Source organism: Paenibacillus sp. FSL L8-0638, assembly GCF_038593075.1.
Taxonomy (GTDB): Bacteria; Bacillota; Bacilli; order Paenibacillales; family Paenibacillaceae; genus Paenibacillus; species Paenibacillus polymyxa_D.
The window spans coordinates 2,078,749-2,096,782 of record NZ_CP151960.1 but is presented as its reverse complement, the minus strand read 5'-3'; the positions used below and the strand labels follow the sequence as shown (position 1 = coordinate 2,096,782).

Below are 18,034 nucleotides of genomic sequence, written 5' to 3'. Positions count from 1 at the left end.
CTATCGTTTATTCGGCATATCGGAATGCAAACAGGCTATTGAACAAGTTCGACGATTTTTTGGGCGCCATCCGCCATAGAATCGGCTGCCACGATATTCAAACCGGATTCCGCTAAAATCTGTTTACCGAGCCCAACATTCGTCCCTTCAAGACGGACAACAAGCGGACGAGTCAGCCCCAACTGTTTGGCAGCCTCCACGACGCCGTTCGCAATGATGTCACACTGCATAATTCCGCCGAAAATGTTCACGAAAATACCTTCTACCTTCGGATCGGACAAAATGATTTTAAACGCTTCGGTTACCTTTTCCGTCGTCGCACCGCCCCCCACGTCCAGGAAGTTGGCCGGATCGCCACCGTAATATTTGATAATATCCATGGTTGCCATCGCCAAACCCGCACCATTGACCATACAACCAATATTTCCGTCCAGAGCGATATAGCTTAGATCGTATTTAGATGCCTCAATTTCCTTCTCATCCTCTTCATCCAAATCACGCAGTTCCAAAATATCCTTGTGACGGAACAATGCATTAGAATCAAAATTCAGTTTGGCATCCAACGCCAGTACATTCCCATCACCCGTAACGACTAAGGGATTGATTTCTGCAATCGAACAGTCCTTGTCCACAAAAGCTTCGTATAGCGCCAACATAAACTTAACCGCTTTGTTTACCAGTTCATTAGGAATATTAATGTCATACGCCAACTTACGGGCCTGATACACCTGAAGCCCAATCGCTGGATCAACAACCGCTTTAAAAATCTTCTCCGGAGTAGCTGCAGCCACCTCTTCGATTTCCGTACCGCCTTCTTCTGAGGCCATCATTACGATACGTCCAGTCGCACGATCTACGACAACACCGACGTAATATTCTTTACGAATATCGCAGCCTTCCTCAACCAAAAGGCGTTTGACCTCTTTACCTTCAGGTCCGGTCTGATGCGTCACCAGCACCTTACCCAAAATTTCAGCAGCAAAAGTCCGCACCTCATCCAAACCTTTGGCAACTTTCACGCCACCCGCTTTACCGCGTCCACCAGCATGAATTTGTGCTTTTACCACCGTAACAGCGCTCCCAAGCGATTCTGCCGCAGCAACGGCTTCCTCCACCGTATAGGCAACCTTACCGTTCGGTACAGCCACTCCGTACTGTTTCAATACTTCTTTACCCTGATATTCATGGATATTCATTCTGGAATCCTCCTATCAACATGACTGCAACAAGGGCGGTTCACAAGGAAATCTATACTAAACCTACATCATTGTAACATGTTTTTAAAACGCTTTCCTTATAATTTAACCTCCTGAATTACAGTATTTTGATATCATTATCATTCCCAAAATCGAATGTTTGGATATTATTGGATACTACTCCTAATACAAATTCACAAAAAAAAAGCACCTCTACAATATGGGATTACTAATCCACATTAAGAGGCACTTTAATTCTTCAAGCATGATTAGGTATTTTTTCTTTCCAGCTGAGAACAACTCATGCCATAAGATTCGCAAGAGCAACTGAAAATACCTTATGATTTTTCGATTTGTACATTAGCTTGATGTACACGATCCAGCAGATCATTGAACTGCAGCAGAAGCGAGCCAAATTGATCGTGGGTCATACCTGTTTTTTCCCGAATGCATCTTGGTACAGATAGAGCTTTTTCTCGCAATGCGCTTCCCTCTGCCGTTAAAGAAATCAGCACTTTTCGCTCATCCTGAGTCGAACGCTTGCGATCAATCAATCCGGCGTTTTGCAATCTCTTTAATAGCGGAGTCAGTGTGCCGGAATCCAAGTACAACGCTTCACCCAATTCCTTCACTGTACATTCTTCACGCTCCCAGAGCACGATTAGCACCAAATATTGTGAGTACGTCACACCGAGCTTTTCCAGATAAGGCTGGTATAGCTTCGTAATCTCTCTGGAGCATGCATATATGGCAAAGCATAACTGATTATCAAGTTTCAACGCTGCGTGTTCATTAGAATTATTTTCCATACTGTCTAGTCACCTACTTTCGTCATTATTTTAGCACATTATATAGCAAAGTACATTCTAATTGCATAAAATACTTTACAAACAATAATTATTTTGATAAATTAAATTGTGTAAAATATGAATTGAGCGAGAGGCAGTGATTGGATTATGATGACCATTCAACAAAAAATGTATGAAACAACAGTAAAAGCAGTTGGTGGACGTAACGGTTATATCGAGTCTTCTTCCCCTGAACTTCGTCTAGATATTGATACTCCAAAAGAAATGGGTGGCGCCGGCGGTACAGGTACGAATCCAGAGCAGCTATTCGCTGCAGGTTATTCTGCTTGCTTTGACAGTGCTTTAAATATGGTCGCTCGCATGCAACGTGTTAAACATGAAGGTACCGAAGTCACAGCTACGGTCCATTTTGGCAAAGTCGAAGACGGCGGCTTCGGAATCGGAGTAAACCTCGACGTTCTGGTCAAAGGCGTTGATCATGAAACTGCGGTAAAACTGGTGGAAGGCGCACATGAACAATGTCCATACTCCCGCGCTACCCGCGGTAATATTGAAGTGAAGCTGAACGTTTTGTAACATAGAGTTAGAATGAATTTCACAACAAGCCCCTGAACCGTATTGGTCGAGGGGCTTGTTGTTTTTCCATCAAGTAACATGGGAGATGATGCATAATCGTATATACGAAATTGATATACTCATAGTATAATCACTATTGTCATAATCTTTTTTGCTTCTCCAGGTCTTTTTGCCTGGAGCTTTTTTTGTCCTTATTTCCGTTTTCTCTCGTATACATACCCTTCGGAAAAACTTTTTCATAAAAATGATCGTGCTGTATCTGCTAATTTTATCGCCTTTTTACATTTCGGGAAAATTGGAATTTGCTCTATCCATCTGGCGGTATTGAATAGCTTCAGCCACATGTGAAGTCGTAATTTTCTCTGACTCATGTAAGTCTGCAATGGTGCGGGACAGCTTGAGAATTCGATCATACGCACGCATGCTTAAACCAAGTGCATCCATCGTCTGGTCAAGCAACTCCGCTGCATTTTGTTCTAATACCGCATATTTACGCAGCAGCTGACCGGACAGCTCACTATTCCATGAAAAAGGAAGCTTGCTGTATCTGCGGATTTGTATTGCTCGAGCAGCCAACACCTGCTTTCTCATATCAGCAGACGACAGTGATTCTTTTTCCTCCCGCCAATCCTTCGGTTGTGATACCTCAAGCTGAAGATCAATTCGATCCAGCAATGGACCGGAAATACGTGAGCGGTATCGAGCGACTGCTGCAGGTGAACAGGTACAGCGCTGATGTTCCGTGTTATTGCCGAAAAAGCCACAGTGACACGGATTCAAAGAAGCTGCAAGTAAAAAATGCGCCGGATACTTAAACACTGCACGTGAACGACTGATTGTAACATGGTGGTCTTCCAGAGGCTGCCGCAGCACTTCTAGCACATGACGGCTAAACTCAGGCAGCTCATCCAGAAATAAAATCCCTCGGTGTGCAAGACTGATTTCTCCTGGTTTGGGTATGCCTCCTCCGCCTACCAATCCAGCAGCAGAGATCGTATGATGAGGCGAACGGAAGGGACGAACATGCATGAGATGGGGCGATGACTCCTTCCATTTTCCTGCTGCGCTGTATACCTTGGTCACTTCTAGCGACTCCTTTTCAGTCAAAGGCGGCAGGATAGAGGACAATCTGCGGATGAGCATCGTTTTTCCAGCACCCGGCGGCCCCATAAGCAAAATATTATGCATTCCTGCTGCAGCAATAACTAACGCACGTTTGGCGTGTAGCTGACCCAGCACATCGCTGTAATCCTCCATATTACTGGCTAGTTCCTCTTGCTCGCACAACGCTATATGCTCTGCTTGGGATAAATGGTCATAGGAATGGATTATAACTTGTTTACTGGCAGTACAATTTTGATTGGTCACTTGGCCGTCCGGGGTGCCTTGTGCATGCTCATTAACCGGGATAAGATCCACCAGATGGCGTATAGCGTAAATACGTATATCCCCAATTAGACGAGCCTCGCTTGCGTTTTCTTGAGGAAGCAGCACGGAATCGAACCCTTCTCGCTTGGCCAGATCAACCATAGACAACACCCCATTTACAGGACGAATGCTGCCATCCAGTGCCAGCTCGCCAATAAACAGCGTTCGTTCTCCTACTGGTAAAACAACCTGTCCGCTGGTTGTCAGCAAGCCTAAAGCGATAGCAAGATCAAAAGTTGAGCCTTCCTTACGCAAATCTGCAGGAGCTAAGTTAATCGTGACACGCTGGGACGGATATTTGAAACCGCAGTTTTTGATTGCTGCTCTCACACGCTCTACTGCCTCTCGAATCGCTGAATCTGGCAATCCGATAATTGCGGTCTGAGGCAAGCCATTGGACAAATCAGTCTCAACTTCGATCAGAACGCCATCTATCCCATATAGACAAGCTCCATGTAATTTTCCATACATATCAAAAAAGCACCTCTCCTCATATTGAAATGTCCCTCTCGGGAATCATTGCCTATATGAAAAAAGGTGCTTCCAAATTTTCATTTATTGCAAATATAATGTTCTAATTTTAGCTCTCAACCCTAATTTCAAATCCTCAACTAAGCTTATCTAACAACAGATTATTTGTCAATTAAGGTTAGCTTATCGACTGCTGGAGTACGTGGTCTTGATTCCGGGGCTCGCCCAAATCAAGTTTGGACAGCACTTCAACTAGCGCAGCATCCTCCTGAACAGGAACACCATGTTCTTTGGCTTTTTCTAAAATGCTATCCGCAATGCGGCCGCTCCCCTTGGCAACGACGATCGGCGCTTCGCTCTCACCAGGCGTATATTTAAGGGCGACCGCCTTCTTCATGGAAGGAGAAGAAGGTGGCAAGGGCTCTCCTGCGGATGAGCATCGTTTTTTCCAACACCCGGCGGTCCCATAAGAAGGATATTATGATACATTGTCACGCATTGAAAAACCAAGTAATATCAAGGGTTTGACAATACTAAGCGGTTTTTCTTTCGGCGGGAGATCGCTTTTTTTCTTGTAGGCTCTATTAAACACATTTGCGATTTTTTTATAATTTCATAAATACTATCAATTTAAAATTTATCAGGAGCGATGTATTGGCGAGTTTACTTTCCACGATGATGTAACTCTAAAAAGAAGACAAGTAAGCCGTCTCCCTTTAGGTCGGCGTGAAGAGGAGAAGCCGAAGGCTTGGCGAGCGTTTCCTATTGCCGTCGTAAGCGGGAGTGCGCTTTCCATTCTTTATTGATATTCTTTATCCTAACTAAAGGATGAATCATCATGGATAACTGGGATCGCCGATAGATAAGTCTGATGAGAAATTGAAGGAACAAAAAAAACCCTGAGATGTCAGGACTTTTTTTGCTCTGTGCGCTGCCCGAATTCGACATTTTATTTCCGCGTAGTGGTGGGAGTTTTCAGTTTTCACCCGTGAGAAGTGCGTTCAGCAGGTCTGAACGATTAGAAAACCACGACTGAAAGTCGTATATTGAGGGGACTACCCCAGCCAGTATTCCCACGTACAATTACTATACCGTCGTCATGCGGAACGACGTTATGGATCGTCATGGTAGCAGCTCCTTGAAACGGCTTAACTTGACCGCCAAAAATACCAATTTCCGTGATCGAGACAAGTACCCTACTTGAGGAATTAACAAACCCAGCCAGGTTCAAGCGACTTTGGAACAAATTCGGACCTACATTGTTGAGACTAAAAATGAATGCGGTACCTGCTTTAGTTCTTAGGCGACGCGTAGGTTTCAGAATTTTTCTAGAAGAATTTACTTTTCCCATTCGAATCAACTTCCCTTCTTTTTTGATAATATAGAATATGCTAGTTTTTATAGAATCGAAACAGACAAACGGATTGGAAAAAGTGACTATCTTTATCACTAGGCAATAAAAAAAGCCCCGCGATGTCAGGGCTATGGTCTAAAACTTGATTGAAGTGAGCGAACGAAAAACGACGGAGAGCTGCTCAAGCGGATTGCCACGCTACAAATGAAGATCAAGGAACTCCGTGAGAACGAATAGAATTACCGAGAGCTGCACGATTAGAGAAGATCCGCTGACCGTAAATTTGACGCTTTTATGGATCAGCAGAATATTATGCATTCCTGCTGCAGCGATAACTAACGCACGTTTGGCGTGTAGCTGACCCAATACATCGCTGTAATCCTCCATTATTACTGATCAGCGCTTCTTGCTCACGCAACAGTATATGCTCTGCTTGGGGTAATGGTCATAGGAATGGATTATGACTTGTTCACTGGCAGTACAATTTTGATTGGTCGCTTGGCCGTCCGGTCAGAACGCCATCTATCCATATAGACGAGCTCCATGTAATTTTCCATACATATCAAAAAAGCACCTCTCCTCATATTGAAATGTCCCTCTCGGGAATCATTGCATATATGAAAAAAGGTGCTTCCAAATTTTCATTCTTTGCAAATGTAATGTTCGTAATTTTAGCTCCGAACATGCTTTCAAAATTCTTGACTGAGTTTATCTAACGAAAGATTATTTGTCAAACAAGGTCAGCTTATCGGCTGCCGGAGTACGTGGCCTTGATTCCGGGATAACGTCAGGATAGCCTGCATATATCATCCCTATTACCTTCTCACCCGGTTGAATTCCCAAATGTTCACGGAACTTAGGCGAGTATAAAAATGGCTTTGTCACCCAAAACGTTCCGATTCCTTTGCTCCATGCGGCAAGCATAAAGTTTTGTACAAGCGCGCTGACTGCTGCAAAATCCTCATCCCAAACCGCTTGACGCGGATCTTCTTCCATCACCACTAAAAGCTGAATCGGGTTGTGCAGAATTCCACTCTCAAACTTGTTGTCCTTACCGATATCGGCTGCAATTGCTTTTGCAAGCTTTTTCCGTCCTTCGCCAGCAAACAATAAAAAACGCCACGGTTCACGCATTTTATGATTAGGAGCCCACACAGCGACGTCCAACAGTTCTTTGATCGTTTCTACCGGAATGGAGTCGGATTTAAATCGTTTAATCGTTCGACGTTCCTGAATTACATCTATGACATGTTCACTAAAGGTATGCTTTGTCACGTAAATCCTCCTTCACAGGTACAACTTCTCGATATTCATTTTAAGATGAAAATGATAACTATTCTCAATAAAATATACCTGTAGCTTTCCTTCCTGTCAACCTGCACATTTGAATTCAGTCCCGCACTCTTACCTTCGCGAAAGCTCTTACTCTTTTAAAATGCACCTATTAAATGGTCCGTAACAACTGCCTTTTCGTCAGTTAATTGTACAGAAATCATGTCAAAGCGGATTGGAGCATCTCCAATCCCATTCATATGCAAATATACAGCAGCTGTTTGGCGAACTTGGGCTATTTTACGCGCAGTAACTGATTCTGCTGGCGTTCCATATTTAGAGCTACTACGACTACGTACCTCAATAAACACGAATGTATGCTCCTGCTTGGCAATCAGATCTATTTCACCACTGCGGCATCGCCAATTACGCTCTATGATACGGTAACCCAAGTTTTCTAAAAACAAAGCCGCTGCCTCTTCGCCCATCGCTCCTTTGGCTTTCCGTTGATCCTTGCCTCCAGCCTTCATCTCATTCCTCATCACCAGTCATCCCTTGATGCAAGTCGATCCATTTGATAAATATAGGTAAGCACCTCTGCCACCAACTGATAGAGCTCAGCAGGGATTTGTTCGTCCAAATCAAGTTTGGATAGTACTTCAACCAGCGCAGCGTCCTCCTGTACCGGAACACCATGTTCTTTAGCTTTTTCTAAAATGCTATCCGCAATACGGCCGCTCCCTTTGGCAACGACAATCGGTGCTTCGCTCTCACCAGGCGTATATTTAAGGGCGACCGCCTTCTTTATGGAAGGAGAAGGAGGCTCCAACGGCTCTTTCATATTTTAAGATCGACTCCTTTATACGGCTGAGGTACATAGCTTTGTACTTCAGAAGAGACGAGGCTGTTCTGTTCAGTCCTTATAGGCATGGGCTCGGTACGAAGCGATAGAAGTTGGTATCCTAGTGACTCCAATGCTGTGTGAATGGACTCACGCCCACTGGTTAACAACGATGCCGCCCATTCATGATCATTATGGAGCTTGACACTTACAATCCGATCTACAACCTGGACATCTACCAGGGTCGGTCCAAGCCCCTTCATGTCCAAATCAAACCAAAGACGACAGTTGGAGGCGTCCAGTTCTCCCCGTTTGCCGCGGCGAGACTGAATCTGGATCGTAGCTGTTTCACGACCGTCCGGTCCAACGAACGGTATAAACATGTGTACTTGTGCAAAAGGCGCCGTTCGGTCTGTATTGAGCAGCAACTGCTGACCTGTCAGGTGCTGTACAACCTGCTGAGCCGCCTCTTTCAAAGCGGGCGGCAGGTCGTCGCTGCTCATTAACTGGAGCAGCGCCCCTTTAACGGTGTCTGCGGCCGCTGACACGGAGTTGTCTGAGGTAGCCGCTAAACCCGGCAGCGTCTGCGACACTCCCCCGGGCGGCTCCGTACGTGCCGCCGCCCCTTGCGCGAGTTGCGCAGTCGAGCGGTGTACCTGCTGCTCATGCTCTGCACCAAGCAGCTTCAGCACACGGCCTACCCACGGGTCTTCCGTGGGGGTGAGCTGCGGGCTGGATGCCGCAGGCTGCGATGCAGTGGCGTCTGCGGCCCGCAAAGCGCCAGCCATTGGCTGCGCCACTTCCGTTGGGGGCTGCTCTGGCGCAGCCGTGCTCAGTGCGGGCGGCACCACCGCGCGTAGCTCTTGCAGCAGGAGGCGCAGCCGCTGGAGCGGCGCCTCTGGCGCAGTAACGTTGTTCGCCGCGGATGGTAGCGTAGAGCCAGCGGCTTGCTGTGCGGAAGGACGGTCTGCCATGACTGCGTTTAAGGCAGACTTCGTCCCCGTAGGCTCTGCCGTGGCCGGAGTTGGAGCACCATCGGCATCCTTAAGCTGCGTACCTGCCGCAGTAGCTTGCTGTTGTTGCTCCGCTTTGACGCGGGAGCCGTTTAATGCATCAGCAGCGCCCGATTCAGGCGCATTGGCACCAGCATCCAATACCACTGTCGCTCCTCGCCCGCTAACTGCTTGCGGTTCTTCTGAAGCAGTCCCGTTGGATGCAAATGCAGTAGATCCCGCCGAAGTATCCGAATCTGTAGCCAAAACACTCGCTTCGCTTACTGTAGCAGCGAGATTGGCTGCCTGAGTCCCTTTTAACAATTCCTTGCCGCCTGTGACTTGTTGTCCTGTTTCTGCCTGTTTTGTAGCAGCAGGGGCAGAAGCATCCTTGGACAATGTTAAAGCTTGGCCTTCCTGTCCATCTGCAATCACCACAGAAGAAGTGCCTGTTGGACTAACTGACGTTCGGTCAGTGCTTTTTATTGTGGTTGCTTCCCCTACTGAACGGTCAGTAGGCGTTCCCTGTCCTTGCTGCTTTAACACCGCTTCAAGTTCTTGCTCCAACGATGACAACAAATCATTTAAAGGAGGCCCAAACATCGTTTGACGCAATCCATTTATGCTTTCGGCCGTTAATGGAAGTCCCCGCTGAAAGGCAACTGCCGCTGCCTGCACAAACGTTCCCAATTGTACATTGCCGCTTTGCTTCGACAAGGCTTCTTGCAAAGAAGCCGCATTTTCCGATGTCAACGGCACACCATTCTTTTGCATTGCCTGTATAAGCTCCCTGTTTTGAGCTGTATCCGGCAGTCCCACCGATTCCAATATGTCTGTCAGCGCTACGGTTTGCTGTGGCACATTGGCAGCATCATTCAGAGGCTTAAGCACAGTCATTCCGCTGGAAGAAGCCGGTTGTACCTGAAACGTTGTAGTCTGCCCAGGTTGAAGAGGGGTCTCCAGCTTTGCCCTGACCTGAGAACCTTGTATTTGCAATACAGCCTCGCCGCCGTCCTCAGACACCTTTAGCACGACTCCTCGTACGACCTGACCTGGCTGCATATCAAGCTTTTTAGCCTCTCCAGCCTTCACATCTCCAAGTAATCCACGAAATACAGATCCGATGTTCATATCGCCCCTCCTCTCACTCTTCCCCTACTCAAAAGGGTCTGTAATATTAGATATACTTTATATCGGTATTGTCCTGATTCATAATAAGTATCTACAGATCAAACAACGTCGGTTGCTCCGTCAACAGATTGCCCAGAAAGCTGCGTCTATGCATCTTTGTAGGTCCTAGCGCCAAAATTTGTTCCCTATGCAACTTGGTAGCGTAACCTTTATGTATACCGATCCCATATTCCGGATACTTCGCATCCCATTCACCTTTGCATAGCCGATCACGGGTTACCTTGGCGATGATAGAGGCCGCCGCAATAGACTGACTGTTCGCATCTCCTTTAATAATAGAGAGCTGAGGAATAGGCACATCTACCTTTTCTGCATCCACCAGTAAATAATCAGGAGACACATGTAAAGCCTCAATAGCCTGCTTCATAGCCAAACGAGCTGCTTGCTTAATATTGATATCATCAATCGTCTGCGCATCTACATAGCCAACTCCTACAGCAATGGCCTTCTCCATAATCAGCTCGTAGTACGCTTCTCTCTTCTTATCCGTCAATTTTTTGGAATCATCCACACCTTCCAGTAACTCACCCACTGGTAAAATGACTGCTGCGGCCACAACATCACCAAACAGACATCCGCGACCTACCTCGTCAATTCCTGCAATCCGCTCACAAGACTGCTCCCAGCATTTTTTTTCATAATGTAGCATGTCCTTCACTACAATCTCTTTATCTTCCATATTCAATACCTGCCCATCTATATGTAGTTTAACGCGTCATTCATGCCGTAGCTCTAGCGATTGAATTCAGCTTACCACAGACCTTCATCGTCCAAAACCCTTTTCTAACTGCCTTCAAATACCAAAAAAACCTTCCTCCTCTCCGGAGAGATGGGGAAGGTTCTTCCTTGCCACAAAGTGCTATGTTCTGTATCGGTGTACCAGTAAAATCAGTAAGGAGCTTCCAGACTGAACCGTCCCAGCTTCCCTGCACGCAGCTCACGCAAAATGATTTTTGACGCCTTTTCGAGATCCACACGTCCGCCGCTAACAATACAGCCGCGTTTACGTCCGATCGCTTCCATGACGTTGACAATTTCATCAGGATTTTCTGTATCTTCAGGACGTTCGGTGAGCTCAAAGCGCTCTGCCATTGCATCCCAATAGTACTGGACCAAATATTTAGTCGCAAAAAAAGCAATATCCTCGACATTCAGAATTTCTTCCTTGATCGCACCTGTAACAGCCAGACGATAGCCTACATTCTGATCCTCGAATTTGGGCCATAGAATACCTGGTGTATCCAGCAATTCAATTTCACCGATCTTGATCCACTGCTGTGCCTTCGTTACCCCTGGACGGTCACCCGTAGCTGCAATATTACGTCCCGCCATTCGGTTGATCAATGTCGATTTACCAACATTCGGAATACCAACAATCAACCCACGCATAGGACGCGGGTTCATTCCCTTCCGAATCTGCCGATCTATCTTTTCCTTAAGCAACAGCTTAGCCTGAATCGGGATTTCTTTTAGCCCCGTTCCAGTTGTGGCATCCACTGGTAAGGCCACATGCCCCTGCTCCTTAAAGTAGGCAATCCATTGCTGTGATACTACGGGGTCCGCCAAATCTGCTTTATTCAATATAATCATTCGCGGCTTGCCTTGCAAAATATCATCAATCATTGGATTTCGGCTGGAAAGCGGCAACCGAGCATCAATCAGCTCAATAACCAAATCAATCAGCTTTAATTTTGCTTCAATTTGGCGGCGCGCTCTGGTCATGTGACCAGGAAACCATTGAATCGTCACCGTCATCACCCCATTGAGCGTAACTCCTACTTTCACCCTTAGGATCATAGTTAGGATTACGGCAGCTATGCTGCTTATTAGTTATTCTAGTGGTTAATCCACTGCATATCTTTCGCCGGCCAGAAAATAACGTCAGCCCGACCCACGACTTCTTTCAAATCAATATATCCGATCATCCGACTGTCTGTACTATTGGAACGGTTATCTCCCATTACAAAAATATGCCCAGCCGGAACTTTTCCATCCTTAAACTTCTCATTTGGAAAATTTGTAAACTTGTTGTAAAGCTCGCCATTTTGATGCGCTTCTTCCAAAGGAGCTTTCAGGTAAGATTCCTGAATCGGCTTGCCATTTACTGTAATTGTGTCACCTTCTACCTTGACCGTATCTCCTTCAACGGCAATGACGCGTTTGATAAAGTCTCTTCCTTCCTCCGGCACATGAAACACGATCACTTCGCCTGGTTTAGGGGCACGGAAATCATACAAAATCTCATTCACAATGACGCGTTCTCCGGTATGAAAGTTAGGCTGCATCGACGGGCCATCCACAATAAACGGCTTAAAGAGAAGCCAGCGGATTAAAAAGACAAGCACTAACGCAATAATGATGGCCTTGAGCCACTCAAAAATCTCATTTTTTGGTTTACGCTTGGGCGTACCATCCTGATCAGTTGGCTGCTGTACAGCTCCTTGTCCTACTTCTTGCTCCATAGCTCACTGTCCTCTCTTTACGGTCAATAATCCACAGTTCCCTATGTACGTAGAAAAAACGAAAGGAGCTTGTAACCAAGCCCCTTTCGTTATTCGTTGTATTAACGACGAATTTCTTTAATTCTCGCTGCTTTACCGCGCAGTTCACGAAGATAATAAAGCTTCGCACGACGCACTTTACCACGGCGAGCCACGTCGATTTTATCGATTTTCGGGGAATGAAGCGGGAAAGTTCTTTCCACACCTACACCGTAAGAAATTTTACGAACTGTAAAAGTCTCACTGATTCCACCACCACGGCGTTTAATTACAACACCTTCAAACAACTGGATACGCTCACGAGTTCCCTCAATAACTTTCACGTGCACTTTCAAAGTGTCACCAGGACGAAAGTTAGGCAAATCTTTACGCAGTTGTTCTTCAGTGATCGCTTGGACGATATTCATCTATGACTCCCTCCTTCCGTACAGGTGTTCATGCTTCTTCTGGAAACACAACCGTTTCCTTCATCATCCACAGAGGACCACCGTATTACACACAACAGATGTATTGTATCATGGAGGATACCGCATTGCAACAACAAAAAGGGATTTGACCAAACATTATTTAATTGACTTTATTATAGAACAGGTCACTGCCTGCTTTCAAATCCACTCATGTTTAAAGCGTTTTAATGCTTGTCTTCCAAAAAGTCAGCTTTGCGTTGCTCCTCAATCCACACGCGCTCCTTGCCTGTCAGTTCAGCTTGTACCAATAGATCCGGTCGGCGTTCCATCGTGCGACGTAACGCCTCTTGTCGTCTCCAAGAATCAATATTGACGTGATGCCCTGACAGGAGTACATCGGGTACTTTCCAGCCCCGAAACTCCGCAGGCCGGGTATAATGGGGGTACTCCAGCAGCCCCGTACTAAACGAGTCCGTTACCGCACTCGTTTCGTTCCCCAGAACTCCTGGTAGCAATCGTGTCACACTGTCAATGACGGTCATGGCTGGAAGCTCACCACCAGTCAATACATAATCTCCGATAGAAAGCTCATCCGTCACCAAGTGCTCTCGAATACGCTCATCATAACCCTCGTAATGCCCACATATAAAAATAAGATGGTCCTCTTTGGCCAGCTCTTCCGCTTTCTTTTGCGTAAAAGTCTCACCTTGTGGACACATCAAAATGATACGCGGAGATTTTATGTCTGTGTTACGTTCTACCCCTTCAAGTTGGTTAACTTCATCGGCAGTCTCTAATGTTGGTTGCTCTGATTTATCCAACAGCGCTTCCACAGCAGCAAAAATAGGGTCAGGCTTCAAAACCATGCCGCCCCCACCGCCATAGGGCGTATCATCCACTTGTCCGTGTTTGTTGCCGGCATACTGACGAAAATTAACCGCTTGCAGTGATACAATTCCCTTATCCCTTGCTTTTCCCAGAATGCTTGCATTAAATACTCCATCAAACATCTCTGGAAACAGGGTCAGCACATCCACCCGCATTACAGCAGACCTTCCATTAACCGTACCGTAACCCGTTTTTCACGCACGTTTACATCCAAAATAACATCTTCTATATACGGCAATAGCAGTTCCTTGCCTTTAGGCATTTTGACTACCCATACGTCATTGGCTCCCGGAGTCAAAATTTCCTTGACCACGCCGAGCTCATTTCCGTCCTCGGTCACCACTTCCATGCCGACTACTTCATGAAAATAGAATTCATTTTCTTCCAATTCGCCTAACCGCTCAGCAGATACCTTCAACAATGTACCTTTATATTTTTCAACTTCATTAATATTGTGATATTCCTTAAATTTAGCGACAACCATATTTTTTTGAAAACGCGCTGTTTCAACAGTTACGGGGATCGGTGCTTTACCTTCAGCCGGAACAATCAAAAGCTCACTGCCTTTTGCAAAGCGATCCTCTGGAAAATCTGTCGTCGTTAATATTTTTAGCTCCCCACGGATTCCATGGGTGTTCACAATTTTTCCGACATTAAACAATTGTTGCATCGTGTTCCTCCTGCTTGTAATCGGTCCCGCTCCATATACATCTTCATCATGTACGAAAAAGGGTTAGGACATACATCCTAACCCACTTTCGTATATCTTTAAGATATGATGTCTACGGTAACCCGTTTATCCATCTTAACGGCTGCTGATGCAACCACAGTGCGAAGCGCCTTGGCGATACGACCCTGCTTACCAATGATCTTGCCTACATCCTCAGGATGCACACTAAGCTCATACACAACAAGCCGATCCTTCTCCAAGGTCTTCACGGTTACATCTTCCGGATGATCGACTAAAGCCTTAGCAATGATTATCACTAATTCTTCCATGGTTGACCCTCCGTATCAGCACCTTATTTCTGTAGTTTAGACTCATGAAACTTTTTCATTACGCCCGCTTTGCTAAGCAAGTTACGGACTGTGTCGGATGCTTGTGCACCATCTTGCAACCATTTCAGCGCTTTATCTTCATCAATTTTTACAACCGCTGGTACTGTGATTGGGTTGTAGTAACCGATTTCTTCGATAAAACGACCGTCACGCGGGGAACGAGAATCAGATACCACGACGCGATAGAAAGGAGCTTTATGTGCACCCATACGTTTCAGACGAATACGAACTGCCACGAAAATTCACCTCCTTCAAAAAGTAGACTGTATATTGTTATCCATAATTCCAAGGACCTATTGGCCTTAGCGGAAAGGAAACTTCATACCTTTACCCATACTCTTCAACTGCTTCATAGCCTTGTTTTTGCCACCCTTAGGTCCCATCATATCTGAGAACTGCTTCATCATGCGACGCATTTCGTCAAATTGCTTTATCAGACGATTTACCTCAGCCAGTGATGTTCCACTGCCTACAGAAATACGTTTGCGACGGCTATGATTAATCATGTCTGGGTTTTGCTTCTCCTGTGTGGTCATAGAATGAACGATAGCCTCAATTCGGCCCATCTGTTTGTCATCCACTTTGATATCTTTCATTTGCTTCATGTTGCCCATACCGGGAATCATATCAAGAATCTGGTCGATTGGGCCAAGCTTCTTAACTTGATCCATTTGCTCCAGAAAATCTTCGAAAGTAAACTCGGCATTACGCATTTTCCGTTCCATTTCCTTCGCCTTATCGGCGTCGATATTGGACTGCGCTTTTTCAATCAGGGACAACATGTCACCCATACCTAAAATCCGTGAAGCCATCCGTTCAGGATGAAACGGCTCCATCGCATCCAGCTTTTCACCCAATGTAGCAAACTTGATCGGACATCCCGTTACAGCTTTAACCGATAAAGCTGCACCACCACGAGTGTCGCCATCCAGCTTCGTCAGTACAACTCCCGTTAACTCTAGGCTAGTATTAAAGTGCTCCGCAACGTTAACCGCGTCCTGCCCCGTCATGCTATCTACAACCAGTAAAACTTCATCCGGGTTGACGTTGGTATGAATCTGGCGCAACTCTTCCATGAGCTCTTCATCAACATGAAGACGACCGGCAGTATCTATAATAACGTAGTCATTTCCATTATCCTTAGCATGCTGCAAACCCTGTTTTGCGATTTCCACTGGGCTTGTCTGATCTCCCAGAGTAAATACAGGAGTATTAATCTGCTCCCCAAGAACCTGAAGCTGCTTGATCGCGGCTGGTCTATAAATATCACCAGCTACAAGCAATGGGCGATGATTTTGCTTTTGCAGCAATTTCGCCAGTTTACCAGATGTCGTCGTTTTACCTGCGCCCTGGAGACCCACCATCATAATGACCGTAGGCGGTTTGTTTGCTTTGGCAAGCTTGGCCTGACTGCCACCCATCAACTCGGTCAGTTCCTTGTTCACGATGTCGATGATGACCATGCCTGGCGTAAAGCTGTCCATCACTTCCTTACCAACGGATTTCTCCTTTACCTTGGCAATAAAGTCCTTTACAACCTTGAAGTTAACGTCCGCCTCAAGCAAAGCTAATCGTACTTCGCGCATCGCCTGAGCTACATCATCCTCAGACACTTTTCCTTTACCGCGCAGTTTACTGAATACATTTTGCAAGCGAGTCGATAATCCTTCAAATGCCATACTTTCGCACCTCCTTGTCTACCAGGGTTGTTTGTTCTTAATCTATATGTCCTACAGTTCCTGCAGGCGATTTACAATTTGATGGACATGTTGCAGAGTGCCTTCATCGGACTCACTGATTTTACCGAATGCCTCATACAACGTCTTATTTAATTCATCGAGATCTTGGATTCTGCGCTCATACTTACTTAGCAAACCAAGCTTTTCCTCGTACATTTCCAATACCTGTTCAGCACGTTTAATATGTTCATATACTGCCTGACGGCTAATTTGAAATTCCGATGCAATTTCCCCTAAAGAAAAATCATCATGGAAGTAATATTTTAAAAACATCTGTTGCTTCTCTGTAAGCAGAGGTTCATAGAAGTCAAACAGTCGGTTAATCCGGTTTGTCTTTTCCAGCCGATTCTCCTGACTCATCTTGTATACCTCCATCGTCAAGGAAAAACACTTTACAGTTCTTTTCAACGTTCCTTATGATACCTAAAAGAAAAGAAGATGTCAAGCGTTATCCCTTGTCATACAAAAAAAAGCCGATCCACTGTCCTTAAACGGAAGTACGGATCGACTTTTTACCCATTGTTACTTAAACCCTTACCGGAGTAAGATACAGCAGAACAGCCAGAAAATGAAGTATGCTGCCTGCCAGAACAAACAGATGCCAGATCGCATGGTGATATGGAAATGCCCGCCACACATAGAAAATCGTGCCCAACGTATACATAAGGCCACCTACGAACAATAACGTCATCCCTCCGGCGGGAACAGTCGCAACCAGAGGATTCCAGGCAATGGTGATGAGCCAGCCCATCACAATGTAAAACACGGTAGACATAAACAGGAAGCGCTTGGTGAAGAACGCCTTGAACAACACACCGAACAGTGCAATCCCCCAAATCACTCCAAACAGTGTCCATCCCAGAGTACCTCGCAGTGCAACGAGCATAAACGGGGTGTAGCTACCTGCAATGAACAGGTAAATGCAAGAATGATCGAATATTTCGAACAAATCCTTCATTTTTCCTTCACGCAGGCTATGAAGCAACGTTGAATTGGTGTACAACAGCAGCATCGTAATCCCGTAAATCGTAAAGCTGACGACATGCCAAGCGGTTCCTTTCATGCTAGCAAAAACAATAAGCAACACAAGCGCTGCCACGCTTAAAACGGCTCCAATTCCATGTGTAATGGCGTTGGCTACTTCTTCCCGTCGGGAGTAGGTATAGGTGTTTGCCATCGGTTTTTCACCCGGCTTCCTGATTTATATTTTACATACAAGATACATTACATATACGACATCGACAGACCTCTTGCTTTCATTATACATCTGGGCAAACTTGAACAGCAACAGGATGGCTACTTAGTTATCC

General features: G+C 45.8%; 20 protein-coding genes and 1 pseudogene. 1 reads left to right on the top strand and 20 read right to left on the bottom strand.

Annotation, left to right across the window (positions count from 1 at the left end; genetic code table 11):
* Positions 1-35: 35 nt before the first annotated feature.
* Both sucC and MKY35_RS09605 read right to left on the bottom strand, forming a co-directional pair.
* Positions 36-1,196, bottom strand: coding sequence for an ADP-forming succinate--CoA ligase subunit beta (gene sucC / locus MKY35_RS09610; RefSeq protein ID WP_029516982.1), 1,161 nt, complete (start codon positions 1,194-1,196; stop codon positions 36-38).
* Between the two features lie 338 nt (positions 1,197-1,534).
* On the bottom strand, positions 1,535-2,005 hold the full coding sequence (locus tag MKY35_RS09605) for a MarR family transcriptional regulator (RefSeq protein ID WP_342446226.1): 471 nt from the start codon (positions 2,003-2,005) through the stop codon (positions 1,535-1,537).
* Between the two features lie 147 nt (positions 2,006-2,152).
* On the opposite strand from MKY35_RS09605, the gene MKY35_RS09600 reads away from it, so the two are divergent.
* The gene (locus MKY35_RS09600; protein WP_013370662.1) at positions 2,153-2,581 is read left to right on the top strand and encodes an organic hydroperoxide resistance protein; all 429 of its coding nucleotides are present in this window, start codon (positions 2,153-2,155) and stop codon (positions 2,579-2,581) included.
* 279 nt (positions 2,582-2,860) lie between these two features.
* On the opposite strand, the pseudogene MKY35_RS09595 reads toward MKY35_RS09600, so the two are convergent.
* The 18 genes and pseudogenes from MKY35_RS09595 to MKY35_RS09510 all read right to left on the bottom strand — a co-directional run.
* Positions 2,861-4,498 (bottom strand): annotated as a pseudogene (locus tag MKY35_RS09595) (YifB family Mg chelatase-like AAA ATPase); the annotation flags it as partial.
* 160 nt (positions 4,499-4,658) lie between these two features.
* Positions 4,659-4,877, bottom strand: a complete 219-nt coding sequence (locus MKY35_RS09590; protein ID WP_322252093.1) for an EscU/YscU/HrcU family type III secretion system export apparatus switch protein — start codon at positions 4,875-4,877, stop codon at positions 4,659-4,661.
* Between the two features lie 1,155 nt (positions 4,878-6,032).
* Positions 6,033-6,221 (bottom strand): ATP-binding protein, encoded by a 189-nt coding sequence (locus MKY35_RS09585; protein WP_039274732.1) that lies wholly within the window; start codon positions 6,219-6,221, stop codon positions 6,033-6,035.
* 336 nt (positions 6,222-6,557) lie between these two features.
* Complete coding sequence (locus tag MKY35_RS09580) at positions 6,558-7,109, bottom strand: nitroreductase (protein WP_342446225.1); 552 nt, start codon at positions 7,107-7,109, stop codon at positions 6,558-6,560.
* Positions 7,110-7,264: 155 nt separating this feature from the next.
* On the bottom strand, positions 7,265-7,648 hold the full coding sequence (locus MKY35_RS09575) for a YraN family protein (protein WP_039274735.1): 384 nt from the start codon (positions 7,646-7,648) through the stop codon (positions 7,265-7,267).
* A complete protein-coding gene (locus tag MKY35_RS09570) occupies positions 7,648-7,947 on the bottom strand; it encodes an EscU/YscU/HrcU family type III secretion system export apparatus switch protein (RefSeq protein ID WP_023988176.1) in 300 nt (99 codons plus the stop codon). Before MKY35_RS09570 ends, MKY35_RS09575 begins: the two co-directional genes overlap by 1 nt.
* Positions 7,944-10,070, bottom strand: coding sequence for a DNA ligase (locus tag MKY35_RS09565; RefSeq protein ID WP_342446224.1), 2,127 nt, complete (start codon positions 10,068-10,070; stop codon positions 7,944-7,946). Before MKY35_RS09565 ends, MKY35_RS09570 begins: the two co-directional genes overlap by 4 nt.
* A 91-nt stretch (positions 10,071-10,161) precedes the next feature.
* Complete coding sequence (locus MKY35_RS09560; RefSeq protein WP_081112524.1) at positions 10,162-10,809, bottom strand: ribonuclease HII; 648 nt, start codon at positions 10,807-10,809, stop codon at positions 10,162-10,164.
* A 209-nt stretch (positions 10,810-11,018) separates the two neighbouring features.
* Entirely contained in the window at positions 11,019-11,879 is an 861-nt protein-coding gene (gene ylqF, locus MKY35_RS09555) for a ribosome biogenesis GTPase YlqF (RefSeq protein ID WP_220027637.1), read from the bottom strand.
* Between the two features lie 86 nt (positions 11,880-11,965).
* Positions 11,966-12,592: a signal peptidase I gene (gene lepB / locus MKY35_RS09550; protein ID WP_025721709.1), complete on the bottom strand. Its 627-nt coding sequence runs from the start codon at positions 12,590-12,592 to the stop codon at positions 11,966-11,968.
* 101 nt (positions 12,593-12,693) lie between these two features.
* Entirely contained in the window at positions 12,694-13,038 is a 345-nt protein-coding gene (gene rplS, locus MKY35_RS09545; RefSeq protein WP_010346403.1) for a 50S ribosomal protein L19, read from the bottom strand.
* 224 nt (positions 13,039-13,262) lie between these two features.
* Complete coding sequence (trmD, locus tag MKY35_RS09540; RefSeq protein ID WP_340955197.1) at positions 13,263-14,081, bottom strand: tRNA (guanosine(37)-N1)-methyltransferase TrmD; 819 nt, start codon at positions 14,079-14,081, stop codon at positions 13,263-13,265.
* Entirely contained in the window at positions 14,081-14,596 is a 516-nt protein-coding gene (rimM, locus tag MKY35_RS09535) for a ribosome maturation factor RimM (protein WP_013309864.1), read from the bottom strand. Before rimM ends, trmD begins: the two co-directional genes overlap by 1 nt.
* Before the next feature lie 98 nt (positions 14,597-14,694).
* The gene (locus tag MKY35_RS09530) at positions 14,695-14,925 is read right to left on the bottom strand and encodes a KH domain-containing protein (protein ID WP_013309863.1); all 231 of its coding nucleotides are present in this window, start codon (positions 14,923-14,925) and stop codon (positions 14,695-14,697) included.
* 23 nt (positions 14,926-14,948) lie between these two features.
* Positions 14,949-15,221 carry a 30S ribosomal protein S16 gene (gene rpsP / locus MKY35_RS09525; protein WP_013309862.1) on the bottom strand — a complete coding sequence of 91 codons (273 nt, stop codon included), beginning with the start codon at positions 15,219-15,221 and terminating at the stop codon, positions 14,949-14,951.
* A 66-nt stretch (positions 15,222-15,287) separates the two neighbouring features.
* Positions 15,288-16,664, bottom strand: coding sequence for a signal recognition particle protein (gene ffh / locus MKY35_RS09520; protein ID WP_069011393.1), 1,377 nt, complete (start codon positions 16,662-16,664; stop codon positions 15,288-15,290).
* A 51-nt stretch (positions 16,665-16,715) separates the two neighbouring features.
* Positions 16,716-17,084, bottom strand: a complete 369-nt coding sequence (locus tag MKY35_RS09515) for a putative DNA-binding protein (protein ID WP_029514999.1) — start codon at positions 17,082-17,084, stop codon at positions 16,716-16,718.
* A 166-nt stretch (positions 17,085-17,250) separates the two neighbouring features.
* A complete protein-coding gene (locus MKY35_RS09510; RefSeq protein WP_061832005.1) occupies positions 17,251-17,901 on the bottom strand; it encodes a hemolysin III family protein in 651 nt (216 codons plus the stop codon).
* Positions 17,902-18,034 lie beyond the last annotated feature (133 nt).

Bases quoted from the DNA above. Each gene is read 5' to 3' on its own strand.
- sucC (WP_029516982.1), bottom strand. From the start codon at position 1,196: ATGAATATCCATGAATATCAGGGTAAAGAAGTATTGAAACAGTACGGA.
- MKY35_RS09605 (WP_342446226.1), bottom strand. From the start codon at position 2,005: ATGGAAAATAATTCTAATGAACACGCAGCGTTGAAACTTGATAATCAG.
- MKY35_RS09600 (WP_013370662.1), top strand. From the start codon at position 2,153: ATGATGACCATTCAACAAAAAATGTATGAAACAACAGTAAAAGCAGTT.
- MKY35_RS09590 (WP_322252093.1), bottom strand. From the start codon at position 4,877: ATGAAGAAGGCGGTCGCCCTTAAATATACGCCTGGTGAGAGCGAAGCG.
- MKY35_RS09585 (WP_039274732.1), bottom strand. From the start codon at position 6,221: ATGGAGGATTACAGCGATGTATTGGGTCAGCTACACGCCAAACGTGCG.
- MKY35_RS09575 (WP_039274735.1), bottom strand. From the start codon at position 7,648: ATGAGGAATGAGATGAAGGCTGGAGGCAAGGATCAACGGAAAGCCAAA.
- MKY35_RS09570 (WP_023988176.1), bottom strand. From the start codon at position 7,947: ATGAAAGAGCCGTTGGAGCCTCCTTCTCCTTCCATAAAGAAGGCGGTC.
- MKY35_RS09565 (WP_342446224.1), bottom strand. From the start codon at position 10,070: ATGAACATCGGATCTGTATTTCGTGGATTACTTGGAGATGTGAAGGCT.
- MKY35_RS09560 (WP_081112524.1), bottom strand. From the start codon at position 10,809: ATGGAAGATAAAGAGATTGTAGTGAAGGACATGCTACATTATGAAAAA.
- lepB (WP_025721709.1), bottom strand. From the start codon at position 12,592: ATGGAGCAAGAAGTAGGACAAGGAGCTGTACAGCAGCCAACTGATCAG.
- rplS (WP_010346403.1), bottom strand. From the start codon at position 13,038: ATGAATATCGTCCAAGCGATCACTGAAGAACAACTGCGTAAAGATTTG.
- trmD (WP_340955197.1), bottom strand. From the start codon at position 14,081: ATGCGGGTGGATGTGCTGACCCTGTTTCCAGAGATGTTTGATGGAGTA.
- rimM (WP_013309864.1), bottom strand. From the start codon at position 14,596: ATGCAACAATTGTTTAATGTCGGAAAAATTGTGAACACCCATGGAATC.
- MKY35_RS09530 (WP_013309863.1), bottom strand. From the start codon at position 14,925: ATGGAAGAATTAGTGATAATCATTGCTAAGGCTTTAGTCGATCATCCG.
- ffh (WP_069011393.1), bottom strand. From the start codon at position 16,664: ATGGCATTTGAAGGATTATCGACTCGCTTGCAAAATGTATTCAGTAAA.
- MKY35_RS09515 (WP_029514999.1), bottom strand. From the start codon at position 17,084: ATGAGTCAGGAGAATCGGCTGGAAAAGACAAACCGGATTAACCGACTG.
- MKY35_RS09510 (WP_061832005.1), bottom strand. From the start codon at position 17,901: ATGGCAAACACCTATACCTACTCCCGACGGGAAGAAGTAGCCAACGCC.